Consider the following 18,851-nt stretch of genomic DNA (forward strand, 5'->3'; position numbering starts at 1 on the left):
GATAAAACCAATATTGTAATTTACTTTATAAAAATGAAAAACTTAATAATCAGCCTTTCAGTTGTGACTGCTTTATTAGCATCCTGTTCACCCGCTACAGACAAAAAAGTAGAAACAAATATTTCTCCGGACACCAAAAAAGATGTTGTAGCATCTAAACCGAAATCAGTGAAGAATGATCCGGAACCAGTAGAAATACCAGCTGATTTTTCAACATTGGTTCCGATTGATCTCTTGAACAGCAAGAGTACAGACGTGTACGAAAAATATGGGATAGAATTTTCGGGAAACTGCTATTCATGCGATTTGACAAGTCTTTCTATAACAAAGAATCAAATCAAATGGACCAATGTTTGTGATGAAAAAGACAGTTTTGAAATTAGTGATTTTTCATTCTCTAATGAAGGAGGTAAAACTATTTTTAAAACACCGGAGAGAACCTATATTTTAACTCAAATAGATAAAGCACCCGTTTATGAACTTGTGATAGAAGGCAAAAAGCTGGAGTTGAAGAACAAAAGAATATCAAAATATTTTACCACCCAAAAAGCTTTGCCACTTTTCACAGAACATGACTGTGGAGATTTTGAAGGATAAACAATAGAGTAGTCCGGGGCAATCTCTTTTGAAAATGTAAGCATAAAAAAACCTCAAATTACTTTGAGGTTTTTTTATATAAAATAATGACTTAATTATTTTGCTGGTTTTTTAGGACTCATCATCATAATCATTCTTTTTCCTTCAAGTTTAGGAAGCTGGTCTACTTTACCCACGTGCTCTAGTTCCTGAGCAAGTTTTAAAAGCAAAATTTCTCCCTGGTCTTTAAAGATAATCGAACGTCCTTTAAAAAATACGTAGGTTTTTAATTTAGAACCTTCTTCAAGGAATTTTTCAGCATGCTTCTTTTTGAATTCGTAATCGTGATCGTCAGTCTGAGGTCCGAAACGGATCTCTTTTACTACCACTTTTACCTGCTTAGCTTTAAGTTCCTTCTGTTTTTTCTTTTGCTCGTATAAGAATTTCTTGTATTCCAATACTCTTGCAATAAATGGTTCTGCCTTGTCAGAAATTACTACTAAATCCAATTCCTGTTCCGCAGCAATTTGTCTTGCTTTGTCAATTGGGTAAATTCCTGGCTCTACGTTATCGCCCACTAAACGAAGCTCTCTCACACGAATTTTATCGTTGATCAAGTGTAAGTCCTCTTGTACCGGACGTCTCTGTGGGCCCCTGTTGTTAAATCTTTGTGCTATTGTATTATAATTTTATTGGTTAATTACTTAATTTAATTGATTTAAATATTTAAAATTGAAAGATTCCAATTAATTATTTAATTTTTGAATCCTTCAATCTTTTAATTTAAAATTTATATGGCTGCTTCTTTTTTGAAGTAAGCAACGAAATCCTCCATCTTCATTACTCCAAGATCTCCTTCTCCACGTCTTCTTACAGAAATCGTGCCTTCTTTTTCTTCATTTTCTCCTACTACAAGCATGAAAGGAATTTTATTCAATTCCGCATCACGGATCTTTTTACCTGTCTTCTCGTTTCTGTCATCAATCTGACCGCTAATATCGTGATTTTCCAAAAATTGTGAAACTTTTTTTGAATAATCTACATATTTTTCACTGATTGGTAGAATAATAAACTGATCCGGGCTTAGCCATAATGGGAAATCACCTGCAGTATTTTCCAGCAAAATAGCAATAAAACGCTCCATAGAACCGAATGGTGCTCTGTGAATCATTACCGGTCTGTGTTTCTCATTATCATTTCCAATATAATGAAGATCAAATCTTTCCGGAAGGTTATAGTCTACCTGGATAGTTCCAAGCTGCCATTTTCTTCCTAAAGCATCTTTCACCATGAAGTCAAGTTTAGGACCGTAGAATGCTGCTTCTCCGTATTCTACTACTGTTTTTAAACCTTTCTTTTGAGCTGCATTGATGATCGCACTTTCTGCTTTCTCCCAATTTTCATCGGAACCGATATATTTTTGTTTGTTTTCAGGATCTCTTAATGAAACCTGAGTGACAAAATCTTCAAAACCTAAAGATTTGAACACATAAAGCGTTAAATCAATTACTTTTTCAAATTCTTCAGAAAGCTGATCCGGAGTACAGAAAAGGTGAGCATCATCCTGAGTAAATCCACGAACTCTCGTTAAACCGTGAAGTTCTCCACTTTGCTCATATCTGTAAACAGTACCAAATTCTGCATATCTTTTTGGTAAATCTCTGTAGCTCCATTGTGAAGTTTTGTAGATTTCACAGTGGTGAGGACAGTTCATTGGCTTCAACAAAAATTCTTCTCCTTCGTTCGGAGTTTTAATCGGCTGGAAGCTATCTTCTCCATATTTATCCCAGTGTCCTGAAGTTACATATAATTCTTTTGCCCCGATATGTGGAGACATTACGAATTCATAACCTCCTTTTTTCTGAGCATCAGAAAGGAAATTTTCCAGTTTTCTTCTTAAAGCAGTACCTTTTGGCAACCAAAGTGGTAAACCTGCACCTACTTTTTCAGAGAATGCAAAGATTCCAAGTTCTTTACCTAATTTTCTGTGGTCTCTTCTTTTAGCTTCTTCCAATCTTTCAAGATATTCAGTAAGATCTTTCTGCTTAGGGAAAGAAATACCATATACTCTTGTTAATTGAGGGTTCTTTTCATTACCTCTCCAATAAGCTCCTGCTGCATTTAATATTTTAACCGCTTTTACGATTCCTGTATTCGGGATGTGACCACCACGACATAAATCTGTGAAGTTATCGTGCGTTACAAAAGTGATTTCTCCATCATTAAGATTAGAGATCAATTCAACTTTATACGGATTGTCTGCATACGTTTTTAAAGCCTCATCTTTAGAAACCGGGTATAGAGAGAAGGTAGAACCTTTCTTTGCATTTTCTAAGATCTTTTTCTCAATCTTTTCAAAATCTTTTTCAGATAAGCTTTCATCCCCGAAATCTACGTCATAATAGAATCCGCTTTCAATAGCAGGACCGATGGTCAACTTAGCATCAGGATAAAACTCAAGGATTGCCTGCGCCAAAAGGTGGGCAGAAGAGTGCCAGAAAGCCTTCTTTCCAAGATCATCATTCCAGGTCAAAAGCTGTACCGTAGAATCCGTGGTTATAGGTGTGGTTGTTTCTACTTGTTTGTCATTAACAATTGCGGAAATGGTGTTTCTAGCCAATCCCTCGCTTATAGATTTTGCCACATCTAGAGGAGTCACTGCTCCTTCGAATTCTTTGACACTATTGTCTGGAAGTGTAATTTTTATCATTGTTTACTAAGAAATTTTAAGATGCAAAAATACGGAATTTTTAGATAAAATACTATATTAGCACATATTTAGAATGAGAATTAATATTAAAAATGTAAAAGATGCAGATGGTTTTAGTCTCACTGAATTCCATATTTCGTTTTTCATAGAAAAATACCTTTGATTTTTTATTAATGATAATGCCAATATTAAGATCCTTATTCTTTTTGTAAGTCTTTAACAACAAATAAATTACAAATTAATATGAATGCTATAAATGTTGACTTGCATTGCGATTTATTATATTATCTGCTAAGATCCGATGCGGCTATTGATGACAAAGAAATTGGCTGTTCACTACCTTATTTACATGAAGGAAATGTAAAACTTCAGGTGATGGCTATGTACGCAGGAACAGGAGCGAATAGTACAGTTCATGGTCTGGAACAAAGCAAATTATTTTCAAAATTAATTAAAAATGAGAACTTTTTCCTTTTTAATAAAGGCAATCACAATGATTTGGAGAATAAAAATCGGGTAGGAGTTATTGCTTCTATAGAGAATGCTTCTGCTTTCTGTGATGAAAGCCAAAGTCTGGAATCCGGATTCAAAAATCTGGAAACCATTATTGAAAATACCCAGAATGTTTTTTATATCGGAATTACCCATCATCTTGAAAATCGTTTTGGAGGCGGAAATAATGCCACGGCCGGCTTAAAGGACGATGGAAAAGTGCTGATCGATTATATTGCTGACCGTAAAATTGCTATTGATTTAGCCCACACAAGTGATCAGCTGGCCTATGATATTTTCACTTATATTGACCAGAAAAATTACTCAATTCCTATTCTGGCGAGCCATTCCAACTACAGGTCCGTTTATAAAAACAACAGAAACCTTCCTGATGAACTGGCAAAGGAAGTAATCAACAGAAAAGGCTTAATAGGTCTGAATTTTATCAAAGATTATGTGGATATTGATCATCCGGAAAGACTGTACGAACATATTCAATATGGTTTGGATCTTGGAGGAGAAGACAGCATTGCCTATGGAGCAGATTATTTCTATTGGAAGGATCATCCGGACAAATCCCGCCATCCTTTTTTCTTTCCGGAGCATTCCAATGCATCTGGATATCCTGCCATCAATAAAGAAATTGAAGAACGCTTTTCATCAGAGCTGGTTGAAAAAATCAGTCATAAAAATGCACTGAATTTTATAGAAAACCTGTACAAATAAAATCATTTTTGTCTGATTAAATCAAAGCATAAATAACAGGTCGCTCCTCTGGAGCTATAATAATTTTAAAACAAATACGTCCTATTAACCGTTAGCTCCTATTGGAGCTGGACTTTTTAATCCCATCGGGATTTACTGCTAATAGAAAAAAATGAAGTCCTCGTAAAATAAAGCTCCAGAGGAGCGACCTGGTAATACATGCTGTAAATATTAATATTTTAAATGTTTTTTATATTTCCCTATCGGAAAGTAATGAAATTAAAATATTGCGTTTTACAATTTTAGATGATTTTATTCTCTCGCAGATGTAGCAAATGAAGCAGATTTTTTATGTTGATCCGCGAAATCAGCTCAGTCTGTGAGAGATAATTTTTTAGAAATTAATTATTTTTAACATTCAATTTTACATTAAATAAAATGTGTTAAAATATTTAAATATAGTATTTTATGTTTTTTTAATTAATGTTTTCTTTTATACTTTACTTTCTGCTTGATAATTTCAATTACATCCACATTCTGAACTTTAGATTTAATCCATCCATGAATATCAATATAGAATAATGAACGTCTGTAATATTCATTGTTGGAATACTCTTCCAGCTTTTTATCAAAACTTTCAAATGCTTTCTGTCTTTGATCCGGCACCTGATTATTCAGGTTCTTAAAAAACTGAATGCTTTCAAAATGGAATTCTTCCGGCTTCTTCATCTTTCGGGCAAACTTCAAGGTAGAAGCAATAAATTCATCATAATCTTCATCATTTCCAGACTCATATTTTGCCATTAAGATCAGGATCCTGGTATGAAACAAAAGATCTTCCTGTACATTTCCTCTGGATTCTATGACTCTCATAGAATACTCAATGGATTTTTCAAACATTTTACTGCCGAAAAACATGGCAGCCATTTTAAGATACAGAATCATAAAATGGTGCTCATCAATCCTTTCTCTAAGCTTTTCCATTTTTAATTCCACTTCAGGAATAAGCTTGGTTCCTGTGAAGAATTCTCCTTTTACAAAGTGAATATTCATCAGCGTATTGTACTGAGTAAGAAAAATAAGAGACTGAAGGTTCTCATTCTGAACAAAATTCTCCGCATGTACCATTTTATTGAAATTCTGAAAATGTTCTTCCAGAATATCAATATTTCCATATAAAAACAGGATTTTCAGCAAATAAGTATTCCCTTTAATATACCATACAGGATGGCTGTAGATCATTTCAGGTTTTTTATGAAAAAGATCCACCCACTGATAGGCATATTTCAACGTGTATTTATAATCCTGTAAAAGCTGGTTTTTCCAGACATGGGCTTTGTAATACCATAGTTTTTCGGTGAAATTCAGTTTCTCAGGGTTGATATTTTTAATTTCGGAGTTAAAGACGTCCAGCACTTCCTGTCGGTCTGCATCGTTTTTTACATAGCCATGGGTAAGCATCTCACTGTATAATTTCAGCGAAAGATTGGATAGTTTTGTCGTATAGCGGTTTTGTTTACTGATCTCCTGAGACTGCTTGATAAGCTCTTCGGCACGGCCTTCAATACTTCGTGTAATAAATTGGGATTCAATTACTTTTTCAAGGTCTATAATCTCTGAAGCGATACTTTTTTCATCCAGTTCCAGAGCTGTCTGCTTGGTCTTGTCCAATATCTTTAAAGCCTGCTTATAAAGCCCTTTCTGATACAGAATGTTTGCAAAATCCAACTGTTCACGAAGCTGGATTCTGTAGTTCTGATGACTCGGGTTCATACGGAGACTTACCAGAATCTGTTTGTAAAGGTGAGCCTTAAGGTTAGAAAGCTGCTGCTTGGTGGAAATTTTTTTCTCAATGATAATGCTTTCATCATATTCCTTCATCTTATCCATTTCAGAAAATAACAATAGAAATTTGGCATCTACATTAATTCCGAGACGGTTTACGTATAACTTAAACTGTCTTTTTTCAGAGGTGGTCAATGACTTTACCAGTACAAACAAAAAATCTTTCTGCAATTCTGCCATTGTAAATTTGGGGGAATTAAATTATTGATTAATAAATAAATACAATTGTTTTTCGAGCTGTTGAATATTGTAATTTTCAGAAAAAGTGAAAATAAAAAAATATCGCAAGCTGTAGTTTTGAGCCAAAATTAAGTAAAAAACTTCACTTATGAATTCCGAAAAAATCGAAATTTTTGATACGACACTGAGAGATGGGGAACAGGTTCCGGGATGCAAACTGAATACGGAACAAAAACTGATTATTGCTGAAAGGCTTGATGAATTAGGGATTGATATTATCGAGGCAGGATTCCCAATTTCCAGCCCCGGAGATTTTGAATCGGTTTCAGAAATTTCAAAGCTGGTAAAAAATGCGAAGGTTTGCGGACTCACAAGAGCGAACAAAAAAGATATTGATGTAGCTGCAGAAGCGCTGAAGTTGGCAAAGAAACCAAGAATCCATACAGGAATCGGAACTTCTGATTCTCATATTAAATACAAATTCAACTCCACAAGAGAAGATATTATTGAAAGAGCCGCTGATGCAGTAAGATATGCGAAAACATATGTGGAGGACGTTGAATTTTATGCAGAAGATGCCGGAAGAACAGATAATGAGTATCTGGCAAGAGTTTGTGAAGCGGTGATCAAAGCAGGAGCCACTGTTCTTAATATTCCTGATACCACGGGATATTGCTTACCGGAAGAGTATGGTCAGAAAATAAAATATCTGAGAGAAAACGTAAAAGGAATTGAAAAAGCAGTGCTTTCATGCCATTGTCACAATGATTTGGGACTGGCAACTGCCAATTCTATTGCCGGAGCAATTAACGGGGCACGTCAGATTGAATGTACGATCAACGGATTGGGAGAAAGAGCAGGAAATACAGCATTGGAAGAAGTCGTCATGATTTTAAAACAGCATAAAGACTTGAATCTGCATACGGATGTGAATTCCAGAATGTTAAATGAAATGAGTGTGATGGTGTCTGACCTGATGGGAATGTCTGTACAGCCAAACAAAGCTATCGTAGGAGCTAATGCCTTTGCTCACAGTTCAGGAATTCATCAGGACGGTGTGATTAAAAACAGAGAAACGTATGAAATCATTGATCCTGCCGAAGTAGGTGTGAATGCCTCTTCCATTATTCTTACAGCCAGAAGCGGACGTTCAGCATTGGCCTACCGTTTCAAACATATTGGCTTTGAGGTGACCAAAAATGAACTTGATTATTTGTATCAGGAATTTTTGAAAATCGCTGACCTTAAAAAAGAAATAGGAAATGATGATCTGAGCCTGATGATGGATTCTTTCAGTAGAAAAATAGGATAGGTTTGATTTAAATCAAGATAAAGTAAACAATGAACAACAGTAAAAAGACACTTTTTGATAAAGTTTGGGACGCTCACGTGGTAGAAACCATTCCTGACGGACCTCAGATCATTTATATAGACAAACATCTTATTCATGAGGTAACCAGCCCTCAGGCTTTTGCGGAACTTGAATCCAGAAATCTGGAAATATTCAGGCCGGAACAGATTGTAGCTACTGCAGATCACAACGTACCTACTTTACATCAGGAGCAGCCTATTAAAGATGAACTTTCAAGAAATCAGGTAGAGCAGCTTACGGAAAACTGTAAGAAAAACAATATTGAACTTTTCGGATTAGGACACCAATATCAGGGAATTGTTCACATCATCGCTCCGGAATTGGGAATTACCCAGCCGGGAATGAGTATTGTGTGTGGTGACAGCCATACCTCTACGCATGGTGCATTTGGATCTATTGCTTTTGGGATTGGAACCAGTCAGGTGGCTCAGGTATTTGCCAGTCAATGCTTGTTGCTGAACAAACCAAAATCAATGAGGATTACAGTCAATGGTAAATTGAATGAAAATGTTCAGCCTAAAGATGTGATTCTTTATATCATTTCAAAATTAGGAACAGACGGAGGAACAGGATATTTCTGTGAGTATGCGGGGAATGTATTTGAAGAAATGTCCATGGAAGGGAGAATGACAGTCTGCAATATGAGCATTGAAATGGGAGCCAGAGGAGGCATGATTGCTCCTGATGAAACCACTTTTGAATATGTACAGGGACGAAAATTTGCTCCGGAAGGAGAAGAATGGCATGAAAAAGTAGGGTATTGGAAAACGTTGAAAACAGACGAAGGAGCTGTTTTTGATGAAGAACTCAGCTTTGATGCTTCAGATATTTACCCAATGATTACATATGGTACCAATCCGGGAATGGGGATTTCAATCCGTGAAGTGATTCCGGCACCGCAAAATGAATCTGAAGAGAAGGCATTAAAATATATGGGACTGGAAGCCGGACAGGCAGTTAACAGTATCAAGGTTAATTATGTTTTCATAGGAAGCTGTACCAATGCAAGGATAGAAGATTTCCGCTCTGCCGCTCAGTATATCAAAGGGAAAAGCAAGTCTGAGGCTGTAAAAGCACTGATTGTTCCCGGATCTCAACAAGTGGTGAAGCAGATTTATGAGGAAGGTTTGGATAAAATATTCAGTGATGCAGGATTTCAGATCCGTCAGCCGGGATGTTCAGCATGTCTGGCGATGAATGATGATAAAATACCTGAAGGAGAATATTGTGTTTCCACCTCCAACAGAAACTTTGAAGGCAGACAGGGACAAGGTTCAAGAACAATTCTTGCCAGTCCGCTTACCGCAGCAAAAGCAGCAATAGAAGGTAAAATTTCAGCTTTTGAAAGTGTAAACTAAAAAGAATTTAACCACAAAGACACAAAAGATGATAACACTTAAGTAAGAAGAAGATTCCATTTGCTTGTAGAAAAAGAAAACTTAAGCTTTTTGAAAATCTTTGATTTTCATTCTTATGTGAACTTCAGTTAAGTAAATTGAAAAGTAAAAAAGAAAACTTTTGTGCCTTTTGTGGTTCTAAGTCTAAACAATATAGAATAAATGCAAAAATTAGTTGTTTTAAAATCCCGCGCAGTTCCATTGCCGGCAGAAAATATAGATACAGACCAGATTATTCCGGCTAGATTCCTGAAAAGTATAGACAGAAAAGGCTTCGGAGAAAATCTGTTCAGAGACTGGAGGTTTAATATTCATACCGGAGAACCGAATCCGGACTTCGTTTTAAACAATCCTAAATTCGAAGGTGAAATTCTGGTGGCAGGAAATAACTTCGGTTGTGGAAGCAGCCGTGAACACGCAGCCTGGTCTTTGACAGATTATGGTTTTAAAGTAATTATTTCCAGTTATTTTGCTGATATCTTCAAAGGAAACGCTCTGAATAACGGACTTCTTCCTGTAAAAGTTTCGGAAGAATTTTTAAAAGAAATTTTAGAAGGAATCAATGAAAATCCTGATAATGAAATCGCTATTGATGTGGAATTACAGTCCATCAGCTTTAAAGATACCACAGAAACCTTTGAAATTGATTCTTACAAGAAAATATGCCTGCTAAACGGTTATGACGATATTGATTTTTTAATAAGCAGAAAGCAGACAATCACAGAATTTGAATTAAAAACACAAAAAGCAAATGAGCGACAATTATTTTAAAATTGCGGTTCTTCCCGGAGATGGGATTGGCCCGGAAATCATCAGTGAAAGCATCAAAATATTGGATGCTATTGCTGAAGCATTTCAATGTAAATTCCATTTTGACTATGGATTAATCGGTGCAGAAGCTATTTTTAAAACAGGAAATCCTTTGCCTGAAGAAACCTTAAAAATCTGTAAAGAATCTGATGCTGTGCTTTTTGGAGCTATTGGTGATCCGGTTTTTGATAATGATCCGGAAGCGAAAGTAAGACCGGAGCAGGGATTATTGAAGCTCCGTAAAGAATTGGGACTGTTTGCTAATATCCGCCCTTTGAAAACGTACGCATCTCTGATTGATAAAAGTCCTTTGAAAAGAGAAATTATTGAAGGAGCAGATATTCAGATTTTCAGAGAATTGGTAAGCGGAATCTATTTCGGTGAAAAATTTACAGATCCGGAAGGAGCTTATGCTTATGATGTCTGCAAATACAGTCGTGAAGATATTATTCCGATTGCGCATATGGCATTCCAGGAAGCTCAGAAAAGAAAGAAAAAACTTACCCTTATTGATAAAGCCAATGTTCTGGATACTTCAAGATTATGGAGAAAAACTTGTCAGGAAATTGCTCCTGAATATCCTGATGTACAGCTTGATTATATGTTTGTAGACAATGCAGCCATGCAGCTGATTCTTAATCCTAAGCATTTTGATGTTATTCTAACGGAAAATATGTTTGGTGATATTATTTCGGATGAAGCAAGTGTGATCGGAGGTTCTATCGGATTGCTGCCATCAGCTTCAGTAGGAGAGAAGAATGCTTTATTTGAGCCTATTCATGGGTCTTATCCACAGGCAAAAGGAAAAGGAATTGCTAATCCTATTGCTTCTATTTTAAGCGTAGCGATGATGCTGGATCATCTTAATTTAAAGATTGCAGCAGACAAACTAAGGCAATCAGTAGAACATGCTATTGAAAATAAGTATGTTACAGTTGATCTTAACACCAAGCAATATTATTCAACAAGTGAAGTGGGAAGCTTTATTGCTGACCATATCAGATATTCCGAAAAGTCTTATTATAATTTTGAAAATATCAAGATCGGAAAATCTACCATTGTATAGAAACAAAAGTTCAGTTAGATAGTTAGAAAGAGAAGTTCCGCCTCATATGAGACGGAACTTTTCGTTTTTTAGTGATCAATAAGCCTTAACAGCTCTTTTATTCCTTTGTATTATCCGTTTTTCCTGTCTTATTTTTAGAAGACTTCTGAATATCTTCTTTATCAATATCAGGTGGATTGGTGTTTTTGGATGCTGCAGGAATATTCTGGAAATCCTGATTTTGCTTTTGGGTTTCTGCGGTATTGGCAGATTCTTTCTTATTGGTTTTTCCTTTTTTATCCATGACTTTGATTTTTAAATGTCAACAATATGGATAGTATCATTCAAAGGGTTTGCCAAACAGAAATATTTTTCCTAAAGTCCCAGAATACCAATCTTTCCGGTTTTATCCTCTATTTCATAATTCAAAGCCTTCGCCAGAACAAAAACATTATTCAGATTTTCCATCAACTGCTTACGGCCTTCAGTTCTTAATTGATTCTGATCGATTGATTTTTCTGCCGTTTCTTTGGCTTTAGTTGTAACATTTTTAATGTCTTTTTCCGAGATCCTGTTAATAAAAGAATCATCCAGAGATTGAATTTCAACACTTGGAGTTATTCTGATCTCAGCATCAGGAAGCTCTGTAATAATAAGCTTCTTATTGATGGAATCTACTTCGATCTTCATTTTGTTAAGATCGTAAGAAACCTGCGCATTAGTCTTGGTGTAAGTAATAATGCTGTTGCTGGAAATTTCTTTTCCAAAAACTTCATAACCCATTTTGGTTTTCTGCATACTGGAAGTATTCTGCTCCAAAACCACCATCTTATTCATCTTGGAAATCTGATTGGTCAGGATATAATAATCCGATTTTTCAGTTTTATTTCCAAGGTTCAGGCAGGATTTCAGACCAAAAAATAGCAGCACCATCGCACCGGCACCGGCTACAAAGGATAATATTGTTCTATAATTTCTCAAAATCTATTTAAAAATTTCTTTGATGACAGATGAATCGTTCTTTTTAAGAATTTGAACCAAATCCCTTTCAATATATCCTGTGGTAGGCATTTCTATAATTCTACCTACTTCTTTTCCATATCTTTTCAGGATAATGGTAGGAACTTTCTGAAGATTGTAAAGGCTTTCGTCTCCGGTAGGAGATTCTTTCTTACGGTTAACAGCAATAATATTCAATTTATTTTCCGGATAACCTACGGCTTCCAATATTTTCATCAGTCTAGGAAAATCTCTGTGGCTGTCTTCACACCAGGTTCCCATGAAAACAATAATATCATAAGTCCCGATTTTCTCTTTTTTTAATTCACTGACTGCTTTTTGGTCAAGAGCATATTCATCATGTTCTTTTACATACCAATCTGCATAAGGAGCTTTTAAAAACTGCTCTTTCAACTGGTTTCCCAAAAGCATTTTGCCATCTTTCGTAGTTTCAACTTCACGGTTTACCACTACTTTTTGAGCGCTAAATTGTTGTGCTGCTAAGAACAGACTTGAAAGGGCAACAATATTGGTAATAAATTTTTTCATATTTTATTTTTCGATAATTGATTTTAAATCAGCAGGAGAGTAGTATTTGTTTTTCAATACTTTATGATCTGCCTGTCTGTAAACATTGAATTTTTCTCCAGACTTTTCATAAAAAGATTCTACTTCCTTCTCTTTGTAAAATTCAACAGTTTCTTTTGCCTGTTCTTCATTATCACATGCCTTCGACATATTGGAGCGCTGAACTTCGTTGAATAGCTCTACAAATTTGTTGCCAAGTCCGAATTCCAGTACCGCACCACTCAAAACATACTGAAGATCACACAATGCATCAGCAATTTCTACAATATTATTGTCAGCAATCGCCTGCTTCAGTTCGTTTAATTCTTCCTGTAAAAGTTCTACTCTCAAATTGCATCTTTCCGGAGAAGGAATTTGTGGGGTATCTAAAATAGGGGCTTTGAAAGTAGTATGGAATTCTGCTACTTGGTTCAGACTATCAATTTTATCCATGAATTTTTTTATTTCCCACAAAGATAGAAAAGGATTTGTAAAATGTGAAATGTACACGAGTAAAATATGAGACCCAAAAGCGCAGGCTGTCTAATGTTTTTATTTTACTCCCGCGAACTAAAGTTAATAGACATTCTAAACCATGATTTTACTGGTGTTCCATTCGTTTTTGCAGGACTCCACTTTCCTTTTATTTTTTTCAGAGCAAATTTTACATCCTCAAGAAGAATTTTATTGTTTTCTACTTTGGGTTCAATATCCACATTGGTGATCTCTCCATTTTCATCTATTGCAAAGGATATAAGAAATATTCCTTTTGGGTTGTAAGTTTCCCAATCCAAATAATTACTTAAGCTTTCAAGAACCTCTTTTCTAAATGCTTTTATTCCACCGGGCATGGCAGCGGACTGATATGATTTTTCAATATCATAATCGGGTTTGTAATTTTCAAAAAAATCCTTGGGTTGAAATAGAAAATCGAAATAAGCGGCAACTTTCTTTCCGTTTTGCTCTGCAGGCTGCCAGTTTTTTAAGCTCCCTAAAGATTTGACAGCAAGAGTAAAAGCACATTTGTTCTTTTCTATAATAGGGTCATCACTCTTTTTCTTTATTAAAGCAGGTTTACCATTCTCATCAATCTTTAGGCTTACAAAATACATCTCATTTTGATCACATGGTTTTGAGCCGCTTTTCAGGAAATAGTCCTGCATATCTGAGAACAACTGGAGGGAACCTCCTTGGTAAGGAAACTGGCCATCAGGATATTGGGCAAGTGTTTTTTGTGAATATGCTGACTCAAAGAACAGCATGAAAAGAAGTAAAGTAATCTTTTTCATGAATTAACGTGTTTTCCTGGTTATTGATAATGTTATTAATTTCTTCGCTAAAGTAAGAAAAAAGTCCACAATCTGAAACTTGTGGACTTTTAATAGGATATAGATAGGATTTCAATTACTCATATTTCCAGATTCCGGAGATGGTCAATATCATCAATCCTGGCTGCTTTTCCCCATAGCTGAAAACGCCTATATATTTTGAATGACAGGAAGTGCAATCGGTACCAAAATATAAAGTAGGTAAATCATTAACTGTTAATTCTCCGAAATGCAACATTCTTTGAGAGGTTCCATTGGCAATTTTGTGCTTTAACAATTCATCTTTGGATAATACTTTATCATCATGGTACAGTTGTAGAATAGGAAATCCTGATTCATAAGGTGTTATTGCAATAGTATTTTTGTTTCCGCAATGGCAGCAGGTGAAAGTGGTTATTGCTGAAGGGAGAGTTTCATCGTTGATGAAGGTGCTTTTTTCAACAAAAACTTTTTCGGTTATGCTTATTTTTTCTGATATTGAATACATCTGGATTGATTTATGGCTGAATAACTGTGCCTACTAAGTTAGGGTATTTTCCGCTGGGACTTTTCTTAATGGTAACTTTTATATAACCTTCTTCAGCCAGCTTATTCCATGTTTTCTGATAACCCGTGTTGATGTCGATAGGGATTTTCCACATGGTTTGTTTTCCTTTTCCCGCCTGACTGAACCATGGAATAATGTCTGCGGTTTGGGTTTTAAACTGCATAGAGCTATTCAAAACATCAATTTCATAGTAAAAATCGTACTTGTCTTCAGGTTGGTTTAAAGCTCTTTGAGTAAAAGTATAAGTGTAACCATTGATAATAGGACTTGTAAAACTTCCTCCTAATGTAGGAACTCCCGTGCCGGTATAGTTGCCAACCGCTCCGCTGTATCTGTCAAATTTCTGTCCAACCTGTAAAGGAACATCATCAACAATATTGTAGCCTCCGTTAGCAGGCGGCCATCCGCCATTTAAATTATTGGCCTTAAAAAGAGATTCCAATTCACTCCATTTGCCTCTTTTATACAAGTCGTAAGCCTGATTTTTTATGGCTTGACTTACCGAATTACTGGGGTCATAGGTTACTGCCAATTCATCTGCGTTTTTGTAGAATACAGTGGTCACATCCGGATTGATGTCTATTACTTCATCATCGTCAGAGCTACAGGCAACCGAGAAAGAAGTGATGGCTAAAAAAAAGATGTACTTAAATAAATGTTTCATATAAAAAATTTTAAATTATCTTAAAATATTGAGGTATTAGAGGGAATTACCTTTTTGAAACATCATATTATTTACAAAGATCTTAAATGAATTACTGAAATGAGGATGAGTAATGATTTTCTGTTCAGTAAGAGAAATTTTTGAGACTGGAATTTGTTTTAATAATACACTTTTCTGACAGTAAAGTGTAGAAATATCAATTTACGCCAAAATAGAGTCAGAAGCAGCAGCTGCATGAGACGTCAAAAACGGCTTTGGAGCTCCCTTAAATACAATCTGGGTAAACGGCACAATAAAATATTGTTATGCGATAAATTTAAATTAAAAAACTCAAATTATAGTTATTTTGTTTAAATAAAATGTTTTTATGTGATTAATTTCATTTGTAATTGTTTATTGTGATGATATTTTACATTGGAAAAAAATAAAACTGCTCCATAAGGAGCAGTTTTTTCACATCGTTTAATTGTAAAGGGATTAGTTTTTAACAAATCTCTTAGAAGATTCTCCAATCTGAATCATATAAGCACCTTTGATAAGGTTGCTTACGTTCACGGATCCTCTTTGTAGTTTTCCTGAGTCGATTAGTTTTCCACCCATATCGAAGATTTTGTAATCTTCAGAAGTTGTATTGGAAATATAAAGTATATCTCTTGCAGGGTTTGGATAAAGCTTCACATCGGTGATCAGATCTTTCGTACTATGAAGATCTCCTTTTCCGGAAGAAACAATATTAAGCGTATAATCTTCTACCTGTCCATAAGTGAAGGCTTCACATGAAGAAGTAGGAATTGAACTATACTTCATCATTACTCTCATTCTTGTAGATCCAACAGTAGCAGTAGCCGGGATTGTAATAGATCCTGTAACCGGACTTGTTGTAGACCCTGCTTTTGTCCATGCCAGTTCTCCGCTGTCTGTAAAGTCTCCGTCTCCGTTGTAATCAATATAAACTGCATAAGCTTCGCTGTATTTTGTAGAAGTCCAAACCGGAGTAATGGAAATGGTGTAAGCACTTCCTCTTGTAACATTGGTAGAAACTGAAGTGAAGTTTTCATATCCTGCAGTTCCTGTAGACGTATTATTAATAGATCCGAAGGTTACATTTCCGATTCTTTCATCTGCTGTATTTGAGGCCGAAGAAGAACAATAAGTAACAGTTCCTCCAGAAAGAGTTGTCACACTTACTGTATTACTGGATACAGAAGCATTTCCAGCTGCATCTTTTGCTTTCACAGAGAAAGAATACGTAGTTGCTGGTGAAAGTCCTGTTACAGTATATGTAGTAGACGCTGTAGAACCAATTAATGAAGCACCCTGATATACGTCATATCCGGTAACTCCAACATTATCTGTAGCTCCAGACCATGAAAGGTTAGTGGTTGTAGCTGTAGTTCCTGAAGCAGCAAGGGTAGGAGCTGTAGGAGCAACCGTGTCAGGAGTTCCTGATCCTGCATTAACAGAGATGTTGGCATTGTTGACATCAAAGAAAATGTGGTTTGATCCCTTTACCATAATTCTTCCCGTTGTTGTCGTAGCATTAGGAATCGTTACCGCTTGTGAACCATCATTAGGAGTTGCTGCCAATAGAGTTGTCCATGTATTTCCGCTGTCTGTAGACCAAAGAATATCTACATTGGCTGTATTCACATTATTTGCAGTAGTTCCTGCTACATCCCATGTAATGGTTTGAGAACTTCCTCCGGCATAAGTTGTTGCGGAGTTTTGTGAAGTTACCAGGAATGGTCCTGCTGTTGAATTCACGGTGATTACTGCATCGTCAGAATTATTTCCGGAACCTCCGGCTTTGTTATCACGAACGGTAAATCTGAAATTTAATGTTCTGGCTACTGAAGAAAGAGCTTCTACTGTGATTTCAGAACCAGCTGTAGTAGTTGCCCCCGTTAAAACCGAAGCCATTCTTGGGAAATATCTTACAGGTGCAGTGGTAGGAGTCCATGATCTGAAATTAGGTCCAGAAGCTTTTGTAGCGCTTGCTGCAGAGCTTGCTCCCGTCTGAGAAGAAGAAGCACTGTCCATTTGTTCCCAGATGTAGGTTAAAGAATCACCGTCAGCATCCGTTCCTGTACCTGTCAGTACGAATGGTGTTCCTTTTGGAATGGTGTAATCTGAACCTGCACTAGCTGTAGGAATGGAATTTCCTGTATTGGTATTAACGGAGCAGGTTTTAGCTTTAATATTATTGGTAATCTGCTGAATACTTACCGCATGGAAAAATGCATCAGAATGCGGTTGGATATCCTGGCTGGTGATTCCTGCATATCCCATGATGGTCGATCCTGATCCTGGTTCCACGTTTACACCTGTACCTTCATTTCCATGAGAAAAAGTGTGGTTTCCACCGAACTGATGTCCCATTTCATGAGCTACATAGTCGATATCGAAATTATCTCCTGAAGGAATGGCATCTGCCGGAGAAGTATAACCACTTCCTTTAGATCCGTTTGTACAGATACAGCCGATACATCCTGCATTTCCTCCACCTCCTGAAGCTCCGAACAAGTGTCCGATGTCATAGTTGGCTTCACCAATTACAGAGGTTAAAGTGCTTTGTAGCTGAGAATTCCAGCTGCTCATTCCTGAAGCTGCAGAATAAGGGTCTGTAGAAGCATTGGTGTAAATAACCGCGTCGTTGTTAGCGATCAGAACCATTCTTGCAGCGAAATCTTTTTCAAAAACACCGTTTACACGGGTCATTGTGGTATTCATTGCTGCTAAAGCCTGAGCTTTTGTACCTCCGAAATAAGTAGTGTATTCTCCTGTGCAGGATAATGCCAGTCTGAATGTTCTCAGTTTAGCATCATCAGCGTTAGGTCTTGCTGCAAGAGCGGAATTGGAAACTCCTTTCTGTGCAGCATCTACTACGGTACATTCAAATTTGTTAAGATCATCTTTTTTGTCAGATTTTCTGTACACTACATACGAAGAAAGATCTTTGGTGTAAGGCTCAATGAAAACAGCCGATTTATCACCATAAATTTCCATGGATGACAGTCCTAGTGGAGAAACACTGAAATAGACTGTGGAATTAGGATCATCCAGACCTTGTCCTACATAGGATTTGATATCCGGATATTTTGCTGCCAACTCAGGGGCAAAATTGGAATTCTCCCTCACTTTAAAATTTTCCATTCTGCCTTCAGAATTCGGAAAAGAGATGATGAGTTCTGATTTTTCGCCTGCAGCCAGTCTTTTGGGAGCTTTTGCCAGAATGTTTTTCAATCCGTTGATATCCAGGTTGTATACCTTAGGATTGCTGATGCTGGTTTTGTTTTCAAAGATCTCTGATGAAGTTCTTTTTGAACCTTCAGACCAAAGACGGTCAGTCTGTGCGAAAGAAATACCCGAAATAAGGAGCATTCCAATCAGCGTTAATTGTTTTTTCATATTAAATATTAAATTTGATTGTGGAATTCCAAATCTAATAAAAAATATGTTACGAAAAACAAAATTTTTTAAGGGAATTTTGGACTCTGGCCTTAATGTATTATGCGATGCATTGAATATAATTGAAAAAGCTTATTAATAAAAGAAAAGTGAAAGTGATGAAATGAATTTTAATTTAAAAAAAATAAAAAATAAGTATTTTATTT

Annotated in this window: 17 protein-coding genes; 6 read left to right on the forward strand and 11 right to left on the reverse strand. The window is 36.1% G+C overall.

All coding sequences use genetic code 11. The features are described from left to right. Positions 1-33 precede the first annotated feature (33 nt). A complete protein-coding gene (locus ACKTTZ_RS20005) occupies positions 34-597 on the forward strand; it encodes a hypothetical protein (protein WP_407846433.1) in 564 nt (187 codons plus the stop codon). A gap of 95 nt (positions 598-692) precedes the next feature. Here ACKTTZ_RS20005 and infC read toward each other — a convergent pair whose 3' ends face one another. Together infC and thrS are read right to left on the reverse strand one after the other, a co-directional pair. Then, positions 693-1,193: a translation initiation factor IF-3 gene (gene infC, locus ACKTTZ_RS20010; RefSeq protein ID WP_027372223.1), complete on the reverse strand. Its 501-nt coding sequence runs from the start codon at positions 1,191-1,193 to the stop codon at positions 693-695. 173 nt (positions 1,194-1,366) lie between these two features. Continuing rightward, entirely contained in the window at positions 1,367-3,286 is a 1,920-nt protein-coding gene (gene thrS, locus ACKTTZ_RS20015) for a threonine--tRNA ligase (protein ID WP_034694469.1), read from the reverse strand. A 243-nt stretch (positions 3,287-3,529) separates the two neighbouring features. Between thrS and ACKTTZ_RS20020 the strand changes: the two genes are divergently transcribed. Next, on the forward strand, positions 3,530-4,504 hold the full coding sequence (locus ACKTTZ_RS20020; RefSeq protein ID WP_407846434.1) for a dipeptidase: 975 nt from the start codon (positions 3,530-3,532) through the stop codon (positions 4,502-4,504). 459 nt (positions 4,505-4,963) lie between these two features. Here ACKTTZ_RS20020 and ACKTTZ_RS20025 read toward each other — a convergent pair whose 3' ends face one another. After that, positions 4,964-6,508, reverse strand: coding sequence for a hypothetical protein (locus tag ACKTTZ_RS20025; RefSeq protein ID WP_253316631.1), 1,545 nt, complete (start codon positions 6,506-6,508; stop codon positions 4,964-4,966). Positions 6,509-6,656: 148 nt separating this feature from the next. Between ACKTTZ_RS20025 and ACKTTZ_RS20030 the strand changes: the two genes are divergently transcribed. From ACKTTZ_RS20030 to leuB, 4 genes are all read left to right on the forward strand, one after another. After that, entirely contained in the window at positions 6,657-7,820 is a 1,164-nt protein-coding gene (locus ACKTTZ_RS20030) for a 2-isopropylmalate synthase (protein ID WP_081906410.1), read from the forward strand. 29 nt (positions 7,821-7,849) lie between these two features. Then, entirely contained in the window at positions 7,850-9,238 is a 1,389-nt protein-coding gene (gene leuC / locus ACKTTZ_RS20035) for a 3-isopropylmalate dehydratase large subunit (protein WP_407846435.1), read from the forward strand. Between the two features lie 201 nt (positions 9,239-9,439). Further along, positions 9,440-10,048, forward strand: coding sequence for a 3-isopropylmalate dehydratase small subunit (gene leuD / locus ACKTTZ_RS20040; protein WP_034694479.1), 609 nt, complete (start codon positions 9,440-9,442; stop codon positions 10,046-10,048). After that, positions 10,029-11,153 carry a 3-isopropylmalate dehydrogenase gene (leuB, locus tag ACKTTZ_RS20045; RefSeq protein ID WP_407846436.1) on the forward strand — a complete coding sequence of 375 codons (1,125 nt, stop codon included), beginning with the start codon at positions 10,029-10,031 and terminating at the stop codon, positions 11,151-11,153. Before leuD ends, leuB begins: the two co-directional genes overlap by 20 nt. A gap of 97 nt (positions 11,154-11,250) precedes the next feature. Here leuB and ACKTTZ_RS20050 read toward each other — a convergent pair whose 3' ends face one another. The 8 genes from ACKTTZ_RS20050 to ACKTTZ_RS20085 form a co-directional block, all read right to left on the reverse strand. Beyond that, complete coding sequence (locus ACKTTZ_RS20050; RefSeq protein WP_034694484.1) at positions 11,251-11,436, reverse strand: hypothetical protein; 186 nt, start codon at positions 11,434-11,436, stop codon at positions 11,251-11,253. Between the two features lie 71 nt (positions 11,437-11,507). Continuing rightward, positions 11,508-12,113: a DUF4230 domain-containing protein gene (locus ACKTTZ_RS20055; RefSeq protein ID WP_034694487.1), complete on the reverse strand. Its 606-nt coding sequence runs from the start codon at positions 12,111-12,113 to the stop codon at positions 11,508-11,510. A 3-nt stretch (positions 12,114-12,116) separates the two neighbouring features. Further along, entirely contained in the window at positions 12,117-12,680 is a 564-nt protein-coding gene (locus tag ACKTTZ_RS20060; RefSeq protein WP_034694490.1) for a thioredoxin family protein, read from the reverse strand. Positions 12,681-12,683: 3 nt separating this feature from the next. Continuing rightward, positions 12,684-13,151, reverse strand: coding sequence for a nucleoside triphosphate pyrophosphohydrolase family protein (locus ACKTTZ_RS20065; RefSeq protein ID WP_034694493.1), 468 nt, complete (start codon positions 13,149-13,151; stop codon positions 12,684-12,686). 104 nt (positions 13,152-13,255) lie between these two features. Further along, positions 13,256-13,987: a hypothetical protein gene (locus tag ACKTTZ_RS20070; protein ID WP_407846437.1), complete on the reverse strand. Its 732-nt coding sequence runs from the start codon at positions 13,985-13,987 to the stop codon at positions 13,256-13,258. A gap of 115 nt (positions 13,988-14,102) precedes the next feature. After that, complete coding sequence (locus tag ACKTTZ_RS20075) at positions 14,103-14,513, reverse strand: hypothetical protein (protein ID WP_253316626.1); 411 nt, start codon at positions 14,511-14,513, stop codon at positions 14,103-14,105. A gap of 10 nt (positions 14,514-14,523) precedes the next feature. After that, entirely contained in the window at positions 14,524-15,237 is a 714-nt protein-coding gene (locus ACKTTZ_RS20080; protein WP_034694501.1) for a glycohydrolase toxin TNT-related protein, read from the reverse strand. Positions 15,238-15,714: 477 nt separating this feature from the next. Further along, positions 15,715-18,645: a reprolysin-like metallopeptidase gene (locus ACKTTZ_RS20085; RefSeq protein ID WP_407846438.1), complete on the reverse strand. Its 2,931-nt coding sequence runs from the start codon at positions 18,643-18,645 to the stop codon at positions 15,715-15,717. Positions 18,646-18,851: the final 206 nt, after the last annotated feature.

This window comes from Chryseobacterium sp. KCF3-3 (assembly GCF_045865955.1).
In the GTDB taxonomy this organism is placed as follows: domain Bacteria; phylum Bacteroidota; class Bacteroidia; order Flavobacteriales; family Weeksellaceae; genus Chryseobacterium.